We start from the raw sequence: 16432 nt of genomic DNA on the forward strand, positions 1-16432 counted from the left end.
ACCATGCGCATCGCAGGAAAGCGTTTATGCCAAACAGCCTCCTAAATATTCTTACTCGCCCAATATTGGCGGTATTGCTACTACTCCTGTGCCAGATGAACAACGCTTACGCAGAAACCAATGTGCGCGCCAGCGTTGATCGCAATCAAGTTTCCAGCGAAGAAACCTTCACCCTATCGCTTGTGGCAGACAGCATTTTGTTTTCCGGCGAACCAGATGTCAGTGCGCTAGATGCAGACTTTCACATTATTAATAAACAGCAGAGCAGCCGCACCAATATTATCAATGGCAAGGTGAATAGTAGCCGACAATGGGACTATACCCTGGTCGCAAAACGCGAAGGCACCCTGACAATACCCGCTCTCCCGATGGGAAAGTACAAAACCCGCCCCATCACAATATCGGTAAGCAAGGCCGCAAAATCTCAACAAGCCAATAGCGATAGCATCTATCTTGAATCTGACATCACCCCTCGCAATGCTTACGTGCAGCAGGAGCTGCAGTACACCGTAAAAATATTTACCTCGGTGAATATACTCGACGCTTCGCTAGACGCGCCCGAGGTCGACAATGCAGTGGTTGAGGCCAATGGCGAGCAACGCTATCAAACTCTAATCAACGGTCGCTACTTTCAAGTTATCGAACGGCGCTACAGCATATACCCACAAGTTAGCGGCACGCTCTCCATTCCCAGCCTTACCTTGCAAGCGCGGGTTGAAGGCTACCGACCCTCGATGCTCGACCCGGGCAGATTGGTGGTAAAACGCAGCGGCCAACACCGGGTAAAAGTCTCACCTCCACCCGCGGAATTTACTGGTTCGGTGTGGTTGCCAGCCAAAGAAGTTGAAATAGAAGAAAGCTGGAGTAAGGATCCCGACAAACTTAAAGTCGGTGACTCTGTTACCCGCACTATCAATATCAACGCTGACGGCCTGCTGGGCTCACAACTGCCTGCGCTACCTATTATAGATTTACAGAATGCCAAACTCTATCCAGACCAAGCCAAAATTGAAAAAGGTGACGAGCAATCGCACTGGACCGGAATTCGCAGCGAATCCCTTGCTATCATTCCCACCCGCGCTGGCGATTTTGTGCTTCCAGAGGTTCGTCTCGCATGGTGGAATACCGATACAGACAGCGCGGAATTTGCCGTACTTCCTGAGCGTCGATTCACAGTAGCGCCCGCGCTGGCAAATACCAGCGACGGCACGGCCTCGATTGGCGAAATTGCCTCGAACAATGCCACCGATAAAGTCAATAATCCCACTGCCGATAACGACACTGCTAAAGCGAATGTCGTCGACAGCACACAAGCGTATAACTCCTCGCTACTATGGACTGTTATCGCCATGTTGTTACTCAGCAATATCGCTTTTGCGGCAGCGTGGTGGCGTGGACGGCATCGCCCTGCCAGCCCGATTAGCGCGCCGGAAAGTAGCACTCAAAACGAGAGCAAAGCTTTCAAATCACTGGAGCGCTGCCTAAAAATTAAGGCTGAGCACAAAGAGTTACGCAATGCCCTAACACACTGGGCAAGCTGCCACTTTAAGCGCGTGATGACATTGAGCGAGATAGCGAAAGCCATACCTGAACTTGAAGAGCCATGCCGACAACTCGACGCCCATTTATTTTCTGGGCAGGCGATCACCATAGACCCTAGTACCATCATAAACGCAGTCAAAAAGGCGCGCAGCAAGCCAGCCGCACACCTAGCTGAACCAGCACTTTCCCCGCTATATAAAAGCTAAGCGTCACTGAAAAGCCGATACTCTGCGTCTAAGCTGGCGCAGGTGTCACTTTATACCTAAGAACCAACACCCCACCTGAGACCACAAAAGCGATACCGAAGAGAGTTAGCACATCGGGAATATGATCCCAAATTAACCAGTCCAATAGGCCGCTAAACACAACCCCGAAATAGCTTATTGGTGCTAAGGCGGCCGCAGATACATAGCGATATGCCAAGGTGTACATGACAAAACTCAGGTAAATAGCGACACCCATATACAATAATCCCGGCCAAGCAGATAGGGGAATAGGCTGATAGTTCCAAATGAAAAACGGCAGACTGACCAACAAGGAGATACTAAAGTAATAAAATAAAATACGGTTCTGCGGCTCATGCTGAGCCAACACTCGGGTACTAACCATCGATACCGCCAGACCCAAGCCTGATAGCAGCGCCAACAAATGCCACAAACTTAAGCCGGTAAAACCTGGCTTAAGCACAAGGACCACGCCGACAAAGCCCACCACCAAAGGCGGCCAGGTTTCCTTGCGAAGCCGTTCACTAAACCACAGGTAGATCACCAATGGCACCATTAACGGCGCAGACGATCGCAGCAAGGTTGCCTCAACCAGTGATATTTTACTGAGCGCAATATAGTACAAATAGAAACACGCACAGCCGCTTACCCCTCTTACAATATGCAAGCCGGGACGACTTGTTACCACACCGGAGCGGCCAGCTCGCAGCACTGCAGGTAGCGCGAATAAAAAGCTAATGCCGTACTGCACAAGCACAATGGCGGAGACATGCACCTCCTGCGACACATGCTTACCCACCGCCGCAACAGTGCTTGAAAAAAAGACGGTCACCAGCGACAACAATAAACCACTGAGTAATTGTTTTCGTTCAAGGCTGAGGGTTAACAAGCAAAGCTCTCTTATATTAATCGCAGGCGAAATGACCGACTGTGCCGGCAGAATGCAGCAATACTATAATGAGCCGAGTAGACGTTTGCTAGTCAAGTGCTAGAAATAGGAGGGGATAGTGAGTAGACCCAAGCTCCTCGTCGAAGGAAGAGCTTGGGATTTAACAATTACTTCTTGTCAGCGCCACATTTCGCTTCGCCACACTTGCCTTCTTTAGCTGCTTTATCCGCGCCGCATTTGGCTTCGCCGCACTTGCCTTCTTTAGCTGCTTTATCTGCACCGCATTTGGCTTCACCACATTTCGCTTCACCGTCTTTTTTCTCGGCACCGCATTTTGCTTCGCCGCATTTACCTTCTGCATCTTTAGCGTAATCAGCAAGCTGATAACCGCTACTCATTACTTTAGCCGCAAATGGGTTGGTATCTGCAACGGCAACCGAGGCCATTGAAGAAGCTAACATGGCTGCACCTAGTGCCGTCATCGCAGTATTTTTCATTATGTCATCACCTTTGTAATCAGTTAAAAGATCTATTTGGCCGCAGCATTGCGACTCTACTTATTAGAGACAGTTAAAAACCATCTGTTACACCGTCGTGAAAATAAATTTCTTCCCGCCGGCTGTAACAAGACTTGTCGCCGCACGTCTTAATCGCATAAACCGACACTGTGGTTTCCGTCGACAAACGACTATAGCGCAATGCTGGTAACTATACGGAGTAAACTCAATGCTAGATTTTATAAACAAAATTCGCAACCTGCAGACTGCTATCGCGAAAATGGTGACACCGCTGGATGGCCTTCCCGCACTGGCGCTGCGCCTTTATCTGGTACCCGTATTTTGGATGGCTGGCAGCAGCAAGATGATGCATTTCTCAGCCACTGTCGACTGGTTTGGCAACAGTGACTGGGGCTTGGGATTACCCTTTCCCTACGTAATGGCCTTTTTAGCAACCGCCGCAGAGGTGGGCGGAGCACTATTGCTATTGCTCGGATTTGCGACACGCTGGATTTCTATACCTTTAGCCGCGACGATGATCGTGGCCGCCACCACCGTGCACTGGCACAATGGCTGGCAGGCAATCGCCGACGCCAGTGCGCCGTTTGCCAATGATCGCGTACTTGACTCGGTAGAGAAACTTACCGCAGCACGCTCGCTACTTGAAACCCACGGAAATTATGACTGGCTGACATCAAGTGGCAATTTCGTGGTACTGAACAACGGTATCGAATTTGCGGTCACCTACCTTGTTATGTTGCTCGCCCTAATGGTAATGGGTGGCGGTCGCTTTGTTAGCGCTGATTACTGGCTAGATCGTGCGCTAACAGTGACAAAATAAAGTGGAATACATAGCAGTGAACAGTTGCCTGAAAGCAGGAGGATCAGGGACACTAGGGGCTTAATCTTTTATTGGAAACGCCTGTGTCTTTGCCCGCCGACGATCAAGAACTTATTCGCCGCCTTAAAATGGGTGATAACAATGCGTTTAAGCAGCTTATCAGCAGCTATCACCCGAAATTACTTATCGTTGCCAGGGCCATTGTCGGCGATGTTTTTGCGGAAGACGTCACCCAAGAAGCCTGGAGCTCTATTTACAAGGCAATCGCTAAATTTGAGGGGCGGTCCAGCCTGTCGACGTGGATGATTCAGATTGTGAGCAACGAAGCTAAATCGAGGCTGCGCCGGGAAAAGCGTCACAGTAGTTTTGGGGATATCGACGAAGTGCGCCCCGAGCTTGACGCGAATAGCTTTAATGGCGGGGGGCACTGGGTGAATCCCCCATCGCACTGGGACATCAATACACCAGAGCTCATGCTTCAAGAGGATCAGTTACGACATTGCATAGAACACACATTAACAATATTGCCAGAAAACCAGAAGGCCGTGTTTTTACTTCGCGATGTGGAGCAACATAGTTTGGAGACGATAGCCGAGCAACTATCTCTTAGTGAAGCAAATGTTAGAGTGATTTTGCACCGGGCGAGATTACAACTTATGAAAACCATCAATCATTATCAGGAGACTGGAGAATGCTAAACTGCAGGCAATTTACCGATCTCGCCAGCGACGATATCGATCTCCAGCACACTGGCTGGAAACGGCTTGAAATTCGCGCGCACCTGATGATTTGTCGCCACTGTCGACGTTTTCGCCGCCACCTCGATCGCAGCCGCCAAACTGGTGCGGCTCTGGCACAACAGTTATGGCGCGGCGACGACGCCATGGCGGATATGATATTTTCGCGAATTAACCCGTCAAATTCAGGAAAATAAGACACATCATCGCCCGCACTTTCTTCACACCGCACCCATCACTGCTCTAAACCCGCCACTACGCGGCGGGTAAATAAACTCTAAATTCAGCACCTTGTCCCTCTTCGCTATGAAGTGTTATTCGCCCTTCATATTCATCGAGAATCCGTCGACAGATTGCCAAGCCAATGCCATTACCCTCATACTCTTGCTCAGCGTGTAGTCGTTCGAAAACGCCAAAAATCCTTTTACTGTACTGCGGCGCAATCCCAACACCATTGTCTCGAATATAAAACCCAAGCTCGCCACTTTCTCCATCTTTCAGCGGGCCAATTTCTATCGTCGGGGGCTCCTTATCTCGACTAAACTTAATCGCATTATTCAATAATTTTGAAACCAAGGTCGTTAATGCCTCCATGGGCAAAGCAACTGTATCGAGTGCTTCGCGCTGCAATACCACCCCGTACTTTTTCATCTCTGCTGCATTCATTGAGAGCGCCTTTTCTAAAGCGTCATTGAGCGAGGAAGGCTCAAATTCACTGACGGTATTCAGACTCGAATACTCGTGTAAATCATCAATCATGGACGTTGTGTGTTTGGCCGACTTAACCATCATCGTCAACCATTTGGCTTCGTCCTCTGCCAAGCGATCGGTCAAACGATCCGACAATAACTCACCAAATACGGCAATCGAACGCAGCGGCTCTTTGATATCACGCGACGTTACTGTCGCGTAGCGCTCAAGTGCCACATTCGAACGCTCCAAGGAAACCTGATTTTGCTCAAGCAGGGTTTTCATCACGCGTGTTTCGGCAAGCTCTTCAGTGCGCTCATCCACCAACTGGTGCAAATCCCGCGACAAACGCTCCACCTCTGCACGCTGTTTAACATTTTCGGCAACTTCGTCACGCAACTGTTGATTCAAATCTAGCAGCTGCTTATTGCTGGGCAGCGCCAAGGCCTTGGGAATTAATGGCCACACAATAATGGCCGTACCAACAGAAGCAATGGCGGTGATCAGTTTCACAATACCGCTAAGCCAATAAGCGCCGTACCAGACATTGAATATATTAATGAGATGGGTCGCGCCGCAGGCGAAGATAAAGACCGCAAACATGACGAATATAAAGTTGAATTTTAAGTCGTCACGCTTGCGAACTAGATAGACCAAAGCAATGGGAATAGTGAAGTAGGATAGAGTGATCAACACGTCGCTTGTGACGTGTAAAAGCACCAAGTCTTCATTCCATAAATAACAATGCCCGTGGGGTGGCATTTCTGGGCCTAGCAAAAAATTCATTAAGTCGGACATTTCACCAATCCATAATTTGCATGCTGCCTACCATCTTCCAATGCGCAGCAGAATAATGTCACTGTATACACTTTCATAATGTCGTTCATCTTTATAGCAAGCTAAATTCAAGCACAACACTGTGTATTTCACCTAGCAGGCAACAAAACTCCGCAAGCTAGTGGGACTGCAGTACCCAAACCCAAGACTAGATGTCACGCTAAAAACGTCTAATTCGACAAAAGCAGAACGCCAAAATCAGCTCACCCAGCACTAAATATAGACCTACAAACAGTAACTATCCTAATTTATAGTGATTTTACGCAGCTACTATCTTGCTCGGGGTACTTTGCGGTTACGTCGCGATAAAACGCTTGGATCCGCTCAATATCATAAGCGTAATTGCCGCTCAGCCTATATTCCGGTGCAATACCAACATATTTTTTTGCATAATCTAGCTGAGCGGCCAACACCGGCAGATCCGCACCTGACGCAATATGGTAAAAACCGCCCTTCCACGCCTGAACTTTGCTACGCGTGCCCTCTGGGGCAATGATCAAGACCATGTCATCGGTCTCTTTAAATAACACCACCATTTGGCTGACAAAATCATGATGACTACTTCGCTCGACGGCAACACCACCAAGCCAGACCAAGAAGCGCCCCTGCAAACCCGTAAACAAGCTGTGCTTGCCCATAAAACGCACCTGGCGACCCAAGCCAGCGGCAAGCACGACCATGAGAAAAAAATCCCAATTGCTGGTGTGCGGCGCAACAATCATGACGTACTTGCGAGCGACAGGCTGTTCGCTGGTAAATCGCCAGCCCCTTAGGGCAAATAAACCACCTACCAGAGCGCGAATAATTTTAAGTAACAGAGGATAACTGCTAATCGTTTTGCCTTGAGACATCGCCATTTAATGCATTCACCAGCTTTATTATTGTATCGATCCAGGGCCTCAGAACGACGTAATTTGTGCTCAGCAAAGCCTTGGGCTATATCGACGATTAGCAGATATTACACAAAACAAGCCCAATGCGCTTGCCGCTTTGTACTCGCTCCACTATTCTGCCGACTCACCTAGTAAAGACGGCCCAAGCCGTTTAAGAATAATATCGTCAATAGGATGAATACACTCTTGCCCATATTTTCCGAACTCCGCTTAAGGCAAATATTGCTGATCTGCATCGCATTAATATCGACACATGTGACCGCCGATAGCGCTAGCGACCAGCGGTTAAGCAATTTACACACTCGCTCCGCCTCATTCCCTGCAATTAATTCACATTCTGAGCCAGCGCTGCAGGGAGATGGCTACGGTTTTGTTAACGACGCTGACAGTCTGCTCGACAACTTGAAAAACATTTACGATGAGGGGGTCGCTTTAGATGGTCGATCAAGAGGCATTCTGGTTATTCCCGGCGACGAAACCGAGCTGGTCGAACAATTAGAGAATGCCGATAATGACATAACCAGTTTTGCCGCTGGCGGTCACTTCGCTCTGCTGACACAAGATAAAAATTGGGTGGTAGTCGGGGGCTCTGAATTTAATGGCAGTGGTCGATTTATTTACGACGAAGGCGATGCCAATCGACTGCGCTTTGCCACAATTCTCGGCTTGTTCTCGCTTGGTGATCTGCAATCTAGCGTTAACGTATCTGCACTTTGGAAAAATTACTTAGGCCTAAACTATCGCTTCAGCTTGGAAAGCATGCCCAATACCCGAATTGGCATTACCGCAAAACTTCAAAACATCAGTGTTATCGAGCGTAAAATTTCAATAGAAGACTACGACGAAGACAAGCTATTCGACCGCGGCAGAGACGTTGAAAATAGCATCCAAGCCAATGCCGACCTCGGAATTGAGCACCAAATCGACAATTGGTTATTCGGCTTAGAATTAAACGATATTTATCAGCAAGAAATTGAAGGACCCGAGGGGACTCGCTACCAGCAGCGGACGCATATCAGTGGCAATATCAACTACAGCGCAAACTGGGCAAGTTTGCGCTTAGACGCCGACCTTAGCCCACAAAAAGGGTTTGGCGAATTGTCGTCCCGCAGAGCATACGCGCTTAGCGGCCTACTCCCTGTTAGTGACAAGCTGCAGTTACTACTAGGCTATACTTGGCTACACAGCGGCAATGATTCGAATTTACCGACGGTAGGCTTGCATTATCGCCTCGGTGAATTACTCAGAATCGAGGCCCAATTTAGCTATGCTGGGCCCCGCGAATTTGGCGGTGGCGCTAGCCTGCAACTGCCTCTGTAACCGTTGGCGACTCAGCGCCTAGAGATTGCTTAGCAGGAATATACGCCATGGCGTGCTCCGTCAGCGCGGTAATCGTCAGCGATGGGTTAACCCCCAGGTTAGACGACAAGGTAGACCCATCACAAACTAACATATTTTTATAACCGAACACTCTGCTCTGCACGTCAACCACGCCGTCGGCGGCGGAGCGCCCCATTCCAACACCTCCCATGCAATGGGCTGTCGCAGGAATATTAAACAGAACTTCGGTGATCAGACTTCCAGCCATGCCACCCAAACGCCGTGCAGCCTTCAGGGCGAACTCGCTAGCCTCGGGAATATGGGCGGGAATTTTGGGCCCAAAGCTGACCATGTGCTTACTAAAAGGCCAATACCAGCGACGCTTATAGAGCATATCAATGTGGCCGTCCAAGGTTTGCATACACAATAATATGATGGTCTGTTTTGCTAAGCCAAAAGGGATAAGCGATCCGATCGCCTGCCTAGGATTGCGCACTAAAAGTCGAATCAAGGTGTAAATCCAATTAAACAATCGCCGCCAATCTGTCTTCCCACGTATCATCGCGGTCACCAATAGCCCCATTGCATCAGAGCCTCGCGGATAACGGGTAGCTTCAATATGGGTTTTTTCGTCAAGGTAAATGCCGGAACCAATAGCGATACCAGAATCCATATTGTCCACATTGGGTAAGCGCACACCAATCAACGACTCCGCATTTGTTCTAACGCGACGGCCAAGTTGCGTCGATATATTGGGGAGCGACTTTTTGTCTCGCAATTTAAAAAGCAGATCCTGAGTACCTAGCGACGAACCCGCAAACACCACAGCCTTTGCACGCCAGCGGCGTTTATTGCGAAACAGTAAAGACGTGCTGCTGACGGTGGTCACCTCGTAGCCGTCTTCGCCATCTGCTTTTCCATTTAATGGCACAACGTCAATGACTCGGGTTTCAGAGAAAACCTGCGCGCCCTGCTTTTCCGCCAAATAGAGATAGTTTTTGTCGAGGCTATTCTTGGCGTTGTAGCGGCAACCGACCATGCAGCCACCGCAGGCGATGCAACTATTACGATCAGGACCTTCACCGCCAAAATAAGGATCGGCATACGATTTACCCGGCGCCTCGCCCTCGTCACCAAAAAACACCCCAACTTGGGTTTTGTAAAAACTATCACCACAGCCCCAATCTTCAGCAGACTCCTTTAGAATTATATCCGCCGGCCCAAGGATGCGGTTTTCAGTGACCCCGAGCATTTTTTGAGCTGTGGCGTAATGCGCGGGCATATCGGTTGCCCAGTCTTTTAAACCCGCCCAACTGCCCTGCTGCCAAATAATTGGCTTCGGCACTAATAAGGTATTTGCATACGTAATTGAGCCACCGCCCACGGCATTGCCATGTAAAACCAGGACATGCTTAAACCACTTAATATTGAAAAAGCCCTTCAAGCCCAGCATTGGCCGCCACAGCCAGCGGTGAAAATACCAATTGGATGGGGGATACGTTTCAGCACTCCAGCGCTTTCCCATCTCCATAACGGCAACGCTATAGCCCTTCTCGCTCAAGCGATAAGCAGACACCGAGCCGCCAAAGCCAGACCCGACAATTAAGTAATCGACATCGTATTCCACGCAAAACACCTTTTTTCACCGCAGCCGAGCAGCGCGGCACAATTTGACAATAGTTCATGTCACTTTACATCTGACATCAACCCATGTCAAAATTTCAAGATGCCAAAAACAATCGCAAAATCCAACAAAGACGCCGCCCAAATGCCCCAAAAGTCACGCCGCTACCGAGGTAGCAGTGGCGACCAGCGCCGCAGCGAACGCTACGAGCAATTACTCAACGCCGGTTTGAGTGTTATCGGCAACCAAGGTTACGCCGCCGCAAGCGTGCGGAGTATTTGCAGTGAGGCCGGATTAACTGAACGCTATTTTTACGAGTCCTTCGCCAATCGCGAAGCTCTGCTAGCAGAGGTATACAAGACTCAAACCCGTTATCTAAAAAGCCGGATGCTGGCTGCCTTTGAAGCGTCAGAGCGCAACACCGCCGCCTTTTCCCGCGCTGGTTTACAGGCTTTTTTCGACACACTCTCTCAAAATCCTGATATCGCTCGACTACTGCTTTTCGAGATACTGGGGGTCAGTGACACGATTGACGAACTCTACTATGAAGCGATGGAAGAGTTTGCGGTCTTGATTCGAGCGCTGACTGAATCCTTGGGATTGGCAGATATTTCTGACATACCTGATCAGGGCATGGTGTACGCCGGTTTGGTCGGCGCAGTCTTGCAAATCGCTCGCCGCTGGGCGCTCACAAATTACCGTGAGCCCGTGGACAGCGTCATTGAGAGTAGTTTATTTTTATTCGTTGCGGCTACCAATTACAGTGCTGCAAAACCGCAATAGCAGTTTACTATTCGCGAACGATTCTAGCGCCAACCGCCTCCAATTCCGCCTTGCACTGCCGCCACTCGGGCATAGCCTCGGTCATTAATGCATAAAATCTCGGGCTGTGATTAAACTCTTGGATATGGCAGAGCTCGTGGACGATAACGTAGTCAATACAGCGCAAATCTGCCTTAATCAAATGGGTATTCAAACAAATACGCCCCTCTGCAGAACAGCTACCCCAGCGCGAGCGCATACGCCTGAGCCGAAGTTCCGGGACGCCGCTAAGCCAGGGAAGACGGCTAGCCCACAAGGCTAAGCGTTCAGCGAACAACTGCTGGGCTTGCCGTAAATACCATTGCTGCAAAACGCGACGCACCTGCTCCGAATCGTCATTTACACCGTGAACACACAGCTCACCATCGCCGGCTAACACCTTTGCCCGCCGCGCACCGGCCACAATCCTAAGCGCCAGCGGCGCACCTAAATAATCGTGAAGCTCACCCGACTGGAAGCGAAGCACGTCGCCTTGCTGAAGAAATACCACTTGCTGACGCTGGCAGATCCAATCTCTATTGCGGATGAGCATCTCATCGATATCGGCCTGCAAGGTCGAAAATGGCGCTCGCAATACCACACCAGAACGGCCCACCTGCAAACTGAGTTTGCGACGCCGGCGCCGACTGCGAATAATGGTAATCACAATAGTTTGATCTGAGTACCGCAGCTGTTGCTGACTGCGCAGCTCGGTAACCCGCTTCGATTTAAGCGCTCTTAACACGATCGTCGCCCGCTAGTCAGAAAATTTGCAGAGGCGCAGGAGTGCAAGATACAGTTCATGGAAGATGAGCCCTACTGATGCACCGGAAATTCACAACTGAAAATAGCGCCACCGTCAGGGTTGGCCTGGTAGCGAATATCACCACCGTGCGCCTGCATAATGGATTTTGAGACCGACAGACCAATACCCATGCCGCCTTCCTTCGACGTCACAAAGGGGCTGAACAACTGCGCCTCTATTTCCGGCGCCAAACCTGCGCCAAAATCTTTTACTCGGAAACACACCAGACCTTGTTCTAGGTAAGTGCTTACTTCCACGGCATTACTCTGCCCCGCATTCGCAGTCGACTCCATGGCATTGCGAATTAAATTTAAGGCCACCTGCTGTAACTGAACTTCGTCTGCAAAAATTGCGGGCAAATTTGGCGCTGCAATCAAACGAACTGGAATTGCGTTTACCCTCGAATCCACTTCCGCAAGCGCCAACACATCCTCGAGCACCGCGTTTAATGCCAACACGACCCGACCACCCGAGGGCTTTTTAACATAGCTGCGCATACGCTGAATAACCGCCGCTGCGCGCTCCGCCTGAATGGTAATTTTAGCCAGCACCTCATCCATTTTCTGGCGGCGCTCCTCTGGCAAATCTGCCACCAACCGCTGGGCAACTCGCGCGTAATTGGTCACCGCCGTGAGCGGCTGATTCACCTCGTGGGCGATACCGGCAGCCATTTCACCGCCCGTACTTAAGCGCTCGATATGCGCCAAATGCTGACGCTGGCTATCCATTTCTTCGCGAGCTTGCTCAAGGGCAAATTGACTCTGCAACCACTCGCTAATATCCCGCAGCACCAATACTGCACCGCCCTCACTACGCGGCGAACCACTGAGCGCAACCGGCGCAATACTGCCGGTGCGAGTATTAATGCTGACGTGGTCTTTACGCAAACTAACCCCTCCCGCGCACAGCAAGCCCAAGGACTGGTTAAGGGCCTCGTCACCGGAGAACAACTGTAGCTGAGAGAATAACTCACCAATGCAATCGGAGGCGGGCCACCCTGTAATTGCCGCTGCTTGAGCGTTCATGGATGTAACACGACCAGTGACATCCAAGCCCAATATTCCCTCTTCGACTGCATTTAATATTTGCTGATTTTCATCTTCCAACTCGGTGTTGCGTCGCGCCAAAGCGCGCTCAAGACGCTGAATTTTTATATGAGTACGCACCCTGGCCAAGACTTCATCAGTCTGGAAAGGCTTGGCAATATAATCGACGCCACCAATCGCTAAACCGTGCACCTTCGATTGACTATCGGTTAGGGCCGACAAAAATATCACGGCGATATCCGCCGTTTCTGGATCAGCTTTTAGGCGTTCGCAAACTTCAAAGCCGTCCATACCCGGCATCATAACATCGAGCAATATCAACGCTGGCCGAGCGCGTTTAGCGGTATATAGTGCGGCCTCACCATCTCTAGCCGCCAATAGCCGGTAGCCACTCCCCTCTAAGGTTTTAAACAAAACCTGCAAATTTGTGGGGTTATCATCAACCAATAAAATTTGTTCACTACCGCTATCAGGCGTCATCGATAGTGGTCTCGCGCGTCGCTTGTACTAATAAGTGGGCGAGCTTATCAAAGTCAAATTCAGCGAGGTATAACTCTGCCTCGTCAAGAAAGGGGTCGCACTCAGGGCAACGTCTGCGCAGCTGCTGTAATAATTCTCGCAGTCGCGTGACGTCGCCTAAGTCGACCGCCTCACTCAAATTCTGCAAATCATCTTCTTTAGGTAATACAAAATCACGTAAGGGCAGTGGGTTGCTCACAACTGGGCTAGGCATAGGCTGCTGTTTTTGCGCTTCAACACCGCAAGTGGCAGCAACAACCTTGAGTAAATCGCCGATACCAATTGGCTTAGGTAAAAAGCCATCGCACCCTACCTGCACAGCTTCATCCATCATCTCTTCATCTGTTGTCGCTGACGCCATAATGATCGCAACATCGACCATCCCCATATCCTGTTTAATCACGCGGGTCGCTTCCATGCCATCCATTTCGGGCATACGCAAATCCATCAGTACCAATTTTGCCGTGCGCTCTTTTAAGTGCGCAATAACCTCTAAACCATTGGCGGCTTCTCTGATATCTGTCGACACATCCTCCAACATACCGAGAAGCACGTGACGATTTACCGCCACGTCGTCGGCAATAATAATCGCGGGGTTTTCGCCAACGGTAGATAAAAGCTCTGTAACAGGATCAATCGTATTTACCAGCGATTCATCGTCGAACTCACTTTCATGAATTTCCAACAGCGGTACGTCGAAATAGAAACAACTGCCGTGACCAAACTCACTGCTAACATTTAAATTGCCACCCATTGCCTCAACCAAGCGGCGACAGATAGACAGCCCCAAACCAGTGCCCTTGCCATCCTGTGGATTAACCTGGCGGAAGGGTTCAAAAACATCGCGGAGCTTTTCTTTAGGTATGCCCATTCCGCTGTCGGTCACCGAAAACATCAACTGCTTGGTTTCCTGATCAGCGTGTAGTTTTAGAACCACCTTGCCAGCGCTGGTAAATTTTACGGCGTTATCAAGTAAGTTAACAAGAACCTGCCGCAGCTTCACCTCATCAACTTGCACTTTCTCCGGCAAATTCGGCGAACGATCGACAATAAAATCCAGACCTTTCGACTTCGCCCTGTGCGCTACGATATCGCTGACATTGGCCACAATGTCGTCGAGCTTGTTCGGTCGACAAACAATATCGATATTACCGCTCTCAATTTTGGCCAGATCTAATACATCGTTTATAAGAGTGAGCAGGTGCTTGCCGCAGCTTTCTATCGCGCGCAAATATTCCTGACTGCCGGATGGAATTCCCGTGTCGCGCTGAAGCAGCTGCGCATAACCTAGCACCCCATTTAATGGGGTTCTCAGCTCGTGGCTGACACTAGATAAAAACTGACTTTTAGCGTGTAGCGCATCTTCGGCGGCTATTCGCGCGTTGACCAGTTCTTGCTCAATACGTTTGCGGTCGGTGACATCCGTCATGATCCCCATGGCGCGCATCGGCTTGTCATTTTGATCATTTTCAACAACATCGCCACGGCTATAGATCCAGCGGAAATTACCCGCGCGATCCTTAACTCTAAACTCAACGCTATTGCCCGTCGCCATACCAAGCCAGCTGTCGACCGCAGAGGCGATAATTTGCACATCGTCATCGCAGGCAATGTTTTTGAAGGCACCAACCGGATACGGCGTAGCGGGGGCTTTATAGCCCAGCATACGAAAGAAACTCTCTCCCACCGTAACTAAGCCCGTCTGCAAATCTAGATCCCAGAGGTGGTTTTGGGCAGCGTCCAAGGCTAATTGGAAACGACGTTCACTGAGTTTTAAGGCGCGCTCGGTTTCGGTGCGCTTTTCAACCATGAAATTTGCGTCTTCAGCCAAGCGCTGAAATTCCGCAAAAGGCAGGTGATTTACATCTATGGTGGTAGACCGCTTGCTTGCGTCAGCAAAAAATTGTTGGAAAATCGTAAAGCCTGCAGCACTTCGGCGCGCCAACCAGCGCGCAGCGAAGGTTGAAAACACCATCAAGGCAAAGGCTATAATCACAATAAAGCGAATATGCTCTTTTACCCGCTCCTGCAGTGCGGCGCGCTCATCGCTTAATTTAACATTGAGCTCGTCCAAAAATACGCCAGAACCCAACACCCAACCCCAAGGTTCAAAACGGCGAATATAGGAGATTACCGGCTTTTTCATACCATCTCGGTCAAGCCAGCTTAGCTCGGTAAACAAACTGTGCTCTTCGCCGCCCACCCTTGCACTTACGTTTACGATATCGGGCATGAGCAAACCGACATTGCTGGGATCGTAGGCGTTTACCAATTGCCGTCCATCTTTATCGACGACAAATAAAATAGAGTTATCTGGATCAATAGGTACCGCGGCAATTCGCTCGATTACTTCGCGCTTCAAGCGATTAAGCTCGTCGCGCAGATAAATACTGGCACCCATATAAATATTTAGCGGCTTGTAATAGTACACAAAGCTAAAATTGCGCTCGGTCGCGACTTGGCTATTAGGATCGGTGAAACGGTATTCTAGAAACTCGTATTTCTTGTCTGACAAAGCGCTTTTAATCTGACGAGAGAAAGCATTAATCGTCGTACTGTCTGACATTCGCTCATCGGTAAGGGGGTTCATCGGCGGCAGCAAAGCCTTGCCGTCGCCATCAAATAAGAAAAAGAAGCCCTTATTATTTAAAAACCGCAGCGATCCCATTGTCGTTCGCAAGCGGTTTAACTGCTGCGACTTACTTTCGCCAACAAATTCTTTGCGGGTGTCTTCAACCAGAGAAATACCCACGGCAACTTGCTGGCGCAAATCGTTGTATAACTGCTGATTTAGCTGCGTGTGTTTAAAATCTAGATACTCAACCGCCTTGCCAACTTCCCTGCGCAACAACTCCCGACGGGACTCTACATAGGTATCTCGCCACGCTTCACTTTGCTGCGTATAGCGCTCGTATTCTTTGGCAATCCAGATGTAGCCGAAAATAGCCAAAGGGATCGCAGACAGTGCGACTAGGCTAAGAAGATAAATTTGTACTAAACTGCGCTTAGTTCGCATGCGCAACCCTTGTTGTTTTATGGCATTTGCTTCGTTGCAATGCGGATTATAAGGCGGAAGCTTATCCAGTCTTGACGCTTCCCGCCAGTATCAATCGACTATTTCACCGATTAAGCATGCCCAAAGTTAATAATTTCATGATAGCCTTATC

At 49.6% G+C, this 16432-nt stretch carries 14 protein-coding genes; 6 read left to right on the top strand and 8 right to left on the bottom strand.

All coding sequences use genetic code 11. From position 1 onward, the window contains the following. Positions 1-26: 26 nt before the first annotated feature. Complete coding sequence (locus tag KXJ70_RS14980) at positions 27-1748, top strand: BatD family protein (protein WP_219044340.1); 1722 nt, start codon at positions 27-29, stop codon at positions 1746-1748. 28 nt (positions 1749-1776) lie between these two features. Here KXJ70_RS14980 and KXJ70_RS14985 read toward each other — a convergent pair whose 3' ends face one another. Both KXJ70_RS14985 and KXJ70_RS14990 read right to left on the bottom strand, forming a co-directional pair. After that, a complete protein-coding gene (locus KXJ70_RS14985) occupies positions 1777-2655 on the bottom strand; it encodes a DMT family transporter (RefSeq protein ID WP_219044341.1) in 879 nt (292 codons plus the stop codon). Between the two features lie 167 nt (positions 2656-2822). Further along, a complete protein-coding gene (locus tag KXJ70_RS14990; protein ID WP_255558505.1) occupies positions 2823-3152 on the bottom strand; it encodes an HvfA family oxazolone/thioamide-modified RiPP metallophore in 330 nt (109 codons plus the stop codon). A gap of 229 nt (positions 3153-3381) precedes the next feature. Between KXJ70_RS14990 and KXJ70_RS14995 the strand changes: the two genes are divergently transcribed. The 3 genes from KXJ70_RS14995 (at position 3382) to KXJ70_RS15005 (ending at position 4927) form a co-directional block, all read left to right on the top strand. After that, positions 3382-3993, top strand: coding sequence for an HvfX family Cu-binding RiPP maturation protein (locus KXJ70_RS14995; RefSeq protein WP_219044342.1), 612 nt, complete (start codon positions 3382-3384; stop codon positions 3991-3993). 83 nt (positions 3994-4076) lie between these two features. Next, positions 4077-4691: a sigma-70 family RNA polymerase sigma factor gene (locus KXJ70_RS15000; RefSeq protein WP_219044343.1), complete on the top strand. Its 615-nt coding sequence runs from the start codon at positions 4077-4079 to the stop codon at positions 4689-4691. After that, the gene (locus KXJ70_RS15005; protein ID WP_219044344.1) at positions 4685-4927 is read left to right on the top strand and encodes an anti-sigma factor family protein; all 243 of its coding nucleotides are present in this window, start codon (positions 4685-4687) and stop codon (positions 4925-4927) included. The genes KXJ70_RS15000 and KXJ70_RS15005 overlap by 7 nt, the downstream gene beginning before the upstream one ends. Positions 4928-4985: 58 nt before the next feature. Here the strand turns inward: KXJ70_RS15005 and KXJ70_RS15010 are convergent, their stop codons facing one another. Together KXJ70_RS15010 and KXJ70_RS15015 are read right to left on the bottom strand one after the other, a co-directional pair. Continuing rightward, positions 4986-6218 carry a sensor histidine kinase gene (locus KXJ70_RS15010; RefSeq protein ID WP_219044345.1) on the bottom strand — a complete coding sequence of 411 codons (1233 nt, stop codon included), beginning with the start codon at positions 6216-6218 and terminating at the stop codon, positions 4986-4988. A 287-nt stretch (positions 6219-6505) separates the two neighbouring features. Further along, positions 6506-7114, bottom strand: coding sequence for a 1-acyl-sn-glycerol-3-phosphate acyltransferase (locus KXJ70_RS15015; RefSeq protein WP_219044346.1), 609 nt, complete (start codon positions 7112-7114; stop codon positions 6506-6508). 210 nt (positions 7115-7324) lie between these two features. Between KXJ70_RS15015 and traF the strand changes: the two genes are divergently transcribed. Beyond that, complete coding sequence (gene traF, locus KXJ70_RS15020; protein ID WP_219044347.1) at positions 7325-8470, top strand: conjugal transfer protein TraF; 1146 nt, start codon at positions 7325-7327, stop codon at positions 8468-8470. Here the strand turns inward: traF and choxAB are convergent. Beyond that, complete coding sequence (gene choxAB, locus KXJ70_RS15025) at positions 8448-10097, bottom strand: cholesterol oxidase (RefSeq protein ID WP_219044348.1); 1650 nt, start codon at positions 10095-10097, stop codon at positions 8448-8450. The two genes, traF and choxAB, sit on opposite strands and share 23 nt — an antisense overlap. Positions 10098-10238: 141 nt before the next feature. Between choxAB and KXJ70_RS15030 the strand changes: the two genes are divergently transcribed. Next, a complete protein-coding gene (locus KXJ70_RS15030) occupies positions 10239-10877 on the top strand; it encodes a TetR/AcrR family transcriptional regulator (protein WP_219044349.1) in 639 nt (212 codons plus the stop codon). A 7-nt stretch (positions 10878-10884) separates the two neighbouring features. Here KXJ70_RS15030 and KXJ70_RS15035 read toward each other — a convergent pair whose 3' ends face one another. The 3 genes from KXJ70_RS15035 to KXJ70_RS15045 form a co-directional block, all read right to left on the bottom strand. After that, positions 10885-11640 carry a M48 family metallopeptidase gene (locus tag KXJ70_RS15035; RefSeq protein WP_219044350.1) on the bottom strand — a complete coding sequence of 252 codons (756 nt, stop codon included), beginning with the start codon at positions 11638-11640 and terminating at the stop codon, positions 10885-10887. 71 nt (positions 11641-11711) lie between these two features. Next, a complete protein-coding gene (locus KXJ70_RS15040; protein ID WP_219044351.1) occupies positions 11712-13226 on the bottom strand; it encodes a response regulator in 1515 nt (504 codons plus the stop codon). Beyond that, the gene (locus KXJ70_RS15045; protein WP_219044352.1) at positions 13216-16281 is read right to left on the bottom strand and encodes a cache domain-containing protein; all 3066 of its coding nucleotides are present in this window, start codon (positions 16279-16281) and stop codon (positions 13216-13218) included. Before KXJ70_RS15045 ends, KXJ70_RS15040 begins: the two co-directional genes overlap by 11 nt. Between the last annotated feature and the right edge of the window lie 151 nt (positions 16282-16432).

Source organism: Zhongshania aquimaris, assembly GCF_019312595.1.
Lineage (GTDB): Bacteria > Pseudomonadota > Gammaproteobacteria > Pseudomonadales > Spongiibacteraceae > Spongiibacter > Spongiibacter aquimaris.